The sequence below is a fragment of the Protofrankia sp. Cr1 genome, from assembly GCF_963555865.1.
Lineage (GTDB): Bacteria > Actinomycetota > Actinomycetes > Frankiales > Frankiaceae > Protofrankia.
In genome coordinates this window covers 1-3,805 of the sequence record NZ_CAUVXO010000028.1, presented here as the reverse complement: position 1 = coordinate 3,805, position 3,805 = coordinate 1, and the positions used below count along the sequence as shown (strand labels likewise).

Annotated in this window: 3 protein-coding genes; all 3 read left to right on the top strand. The window is 64.9% G+C overall.

Annotation, left to right across the window (positions count from 1 at the left end):
• Nucleotides 1-750: 750 nt before the first annotated feature.
• Nucleotides 751-1,236 carry a DUF4082 domain-containing protein gene (locus U9980_RS04755; RefSeq protein WP_322766851.1) on the top strand — a complete coding sequence of 162 codons (486 nt, stop codon included), beginning with the start codon at nucleotides 751-753 and terminating at the stop codon, nucleotides 1,234-1,236.
• A 381-nt stretch (nucleotides 1,237-1,617) separates the two neighbouring features.
• Nucleotides 1,618-2,517, top strand: coding sequence for a hypothetical protein (locus tag U9980_RS04750; protein WP_322766850.1), 900 nt, complete (start codon nucleotides 1,618-1,620; stop codon nucleotides 2,515-2,517).
• Nucleotides 2,518-2,600: 83 nt separating this feature from the next.
• Nucleotides 2,601-3,805: O-antigen ligase family protein (locus U9980_RS04745; protein WP_322766849.1), on the top strand; the 1,205-nt coding region annotated here is incomplete at its 3' end.

Here is a 3,805-nt window from a genome sequence, read left to right as displayed (position 1 = left end):
GGCGCCCTGGTTGTTGGCGGAGGGACCCTGAGCCGGTTCGGCCAGGGTCGGCGGGGATGGCACCCCGGGTGTTGACGCGTGTGCCGGCATGTGCGGCATGGTTCCCCCATCTGCGACTGGCCGGTCGGTGTCGCGGCCATGCTGTGACGCTCATCGAAGCACGGTTCTGCTATGGTCTATGCCGATCATCTTTAATATCGTCGTTGGCATCAGCTGGAAACAACACGACGACAACGCCGTGTTGCCTCGTTGCTCCGTCCGGGACGGCTGTGCAGTGCGCACTCCCGGAGTGAATCGCGTGAGGCGATGGATGCATCACCGTCGGCGACGGTACTGCTTCCGGGCATATGCAGCGTGTTCATTGCGCATCGGTCGCGTCGCCAGCAGGCGATCATTTGAATCGGTGTCCCGACCAAAGGATATGTCTATATGACGACCTCCATTCGTCCTTCGCGCGGGGTTACCGGTCGATCCGCGCACGGGTCCGGTCGGGCGTGGCGGCCAAGGGGCCGACACGCGTTCGATCACGGCTTTTCCGCGACGGGCACGGTTCGGGTTCCCGGGGCACGCGGCGGCGGTGGGTACCACCGGTATTGGCCTCGGGTCGTAGCGGTCCTGCTCCTGGGCGCGGTGGGGCTCGCGGCCGCTGGCTGCGCCGGTTCCGTCGGGGACAGGCCGAGGCCTTCGGCGAGCCCGACCCCACGGGCGCAGTCGCAACTGATCTCCCTTTGGGACAACGACGCGAAGCCCGTGCCCGAGGCTGATCCGGACCCCGCCGCGGTCGAGGTCGGGCTCCGGTTCCGTGTCGACATCCCGGGCGAAATCCTTGGAATACGGTTCTACAAGGGCCCCGACAATATCGGCGACCATACGGTCAGTCTGTGGTCAGGTGCCGGTGAGCGACTGGCCACCGCCACCGCCACCGGCGAAAGCGACACCGGCTGGCAGGTGGTGATGTTGGCCAGGCCCGTGTCGGTACAGGTGGCCACCACGTACACGGCCTCGTATTTCGCGCCGACGGGCCATTACTCGGCGACCCCCGAGTTCTTCGATCAGGTCGTGCCGGTCAGCGGGCCGTTGCGCGTCGCCGGGGCGACCAGCGGGGTGTACCACTACGGCGGCGGCTTTCCTGAGACGACCTACCGCGACTCCAACTACTGGACCGACGTCCTGTTCCGACCGGCGTCGCAGTCCTCAGGTGAGCCCGCGGCTACTCCTGTGACTCCGGTCTCATAACGCATGGTTATCGTAGCTGGCGCGCGTCCGTCGAGCGTGCATTGATCATTAGGATGATCGGTTGGATGTACGGCGGCAATCCGGGTCGACGTGCACCGGCGCCGCCCACTGCCCGCCTGCCCACTGCCCGCCTGCCCACTGCCCGCCTGCCCACCTGGGCGGGCCGGCGGCGCGGTCCGCTCTCATCGCAGGGCGTTCATCTTCCTGAGCTCAAATAGTGGCGGCGAGGGGCGCGGCTTGGTATCGTGTTGGGTTGTTGTCGCTTGTCGTGCATCGGCACGAAAAGCTCCAGTGCCCTTCTCGCTCTGATGTCGGCCGTGTATCTTGGACCTGATCCGGTGTCGGCGCAATGCTGACCCGCGCTGGGGGGCGAGGGCACGAGTGTACTTTTCGGATTTCATCGGGGTTCTTGTCCGTCGCTGGTATATCCTGATCATCGGGATTATTCTGACTGGCCTGGCCGGGGTGGGCGTGCACGCCACCATCGGTCCGACATTCGAAGCCCATGCGGCGGTGGTGGTACTTCCGCCGACGTCGGACTCCGGTACCACCAGCACGGCGGGGAGCCGAAACCCGTATCTGTCCATTCCGCTGGGTAACACCGCAGACGTTCTTACTCGGATCATGGCGACCGAAGGCGTTCGACAGGAGCTCAAGGCCGCACACGCCACCTCGCCCTACACCATCGCGCTGGTGGCCGACGGTTCTCCGGTTCTCGAGATTGCCGCCACGGACACTTCACCTGCCGCCGCGACCAACACCGCCTCCGTGCTGGTGAAGGTGGCCGGGACCGAGCTTGAAAAGCTGCAGGTCATGCAGAACGTCCCGAAGAGCGCAATGATCCGGGCCAGTCAGCTTATTTCCCCGACCGCGCCCGATGAACTCCATGGGAGCCAGACCCGGGCGCTACTCGGTGTAGTCGCGCTCGGTGGCATTCTATCGGTCACGATGTGTTTCGTCGCTGAGGGGGCCTTTACCGGCCGGCGCGCGGCCTTGGCCGCCGTGGTCCGCGGCCGGCGTACCGCCGGCTCGCGGGGGGATGCGGGTTCGAAGGGTGCCGCCCGGTCGCGGGGCGGTTCCCGTAAGTCCGGGACGTCCGCCAAGGGACGCGGCGTCGATGATCTGGAGGAAGACGACAGCGGCGACCCTGGTTCCGAGGATCTGGAGGAGTTGGACTGGGATGACGAGGGGGACGACGAGGCGCAGGGCCCGGTGCAGCCACGGGACACACGTGAGACCACGATGGTTCTGGTAGGCCTGCGTCGCCGTTCCGACAAGTAGGCCGGCCAATGCATGGTCTGCCCTTCGGTATCGCCCGGCGCGTGTCGCCCCGTGTTCATCTGCCATATGTGGATGTCACCTCTTTGTTATCGCTTTATGTTCTGCTCCTTCTCGGTATTCCGTCACAGCTGATCTTCGGTCCTCTTGGTGCCGCAGGTACGCCGGCCAATCTGTTGGGAATGGTCTGCCTGTTCTGGTGGATCCTCGCGGTCATGCTGCCCTTCGGGGGTGTGGCATCGGGGCCACAGCCGGTCCGTATTGCGATGGTGTTCCTGTCCGCCATGGTGTTGGGAAGTTACGCGGCTGGTGCGATGCGGCCGGATATCGTCCCCGAGGAACTCCGCGCCGCCGACCGTGGATTATTGCTGTTGGCGACCTGGGCCGGTGTGGCCCTGATAACCGCGGACGGCATCCGGTCGTGGAGCCGGTTGGACGATCTGATCGGCCGTCTCATCGGGATGGGTGTCTTCCTCGCGGTCCTCGGTATGCTGCAGTTCTCGATCGGCCTCAACATCGCCGGCTACATCCACGTTCCGGGTCTGCGGGTCAACGGGACCCTCGATCTCATCTCCGCCCGGTCGATATTCCGCCGGATCACCGGGACCGCGAGCCATCCGATCGAGTTCGGTGTGGTACTGGCGATGCTGTTTCCTCTCGCACTGAGCCGCGCGTTTGCCGCACCGCCGGGGAAGGTGAAGATGCGGCGGTGGTTCGCCGCGGGCAGCATCGGTGTCGCGCTGCCCATGTCGGTGTCACGGTCGGCAATTCTTGCCATCGCGGTGGTTGCCCTTTTCATTATCCCGAGCTGGGACCGCCGGCGGCGCCTGGCCACGCTCAAGGTGATGCCGCTGTTTCTCGTCGGCATGCGACTGATGATTCCCGGACTGCTTGGTACGATCACGAGCCTGTTCACAAACATCAGCAACGACCCGAGCACCAAGGGCCGGACCGAGGACTATGCGGCGGCCGCGAAGTACATTGCGTTGCATCCGCTGTTCGGGCGGGGTTTTCGTACGTTCATCCCGAGCATGTACCGGTTCCTGGACAACCAGTATCTGATGACCATCGTGGATGCCGGGCTGATCGGCCTGGTCCTGTTGCTGTTGACCTTCCTGATCGGAATCTTCACCGCGCGCGGTGCACGCCGCCGTAACGACGACCCCATTCGTAAGGATCTTGCCCAGGCGGTTGCGGCGGCCATCGCCGCGGCAATGGTCAGCTTTGCGACCTTTGACGCACTCAGCTTCCCGATGTGTGGTGGGCTGCTCTTCCTGTTGATCGGTCTCGC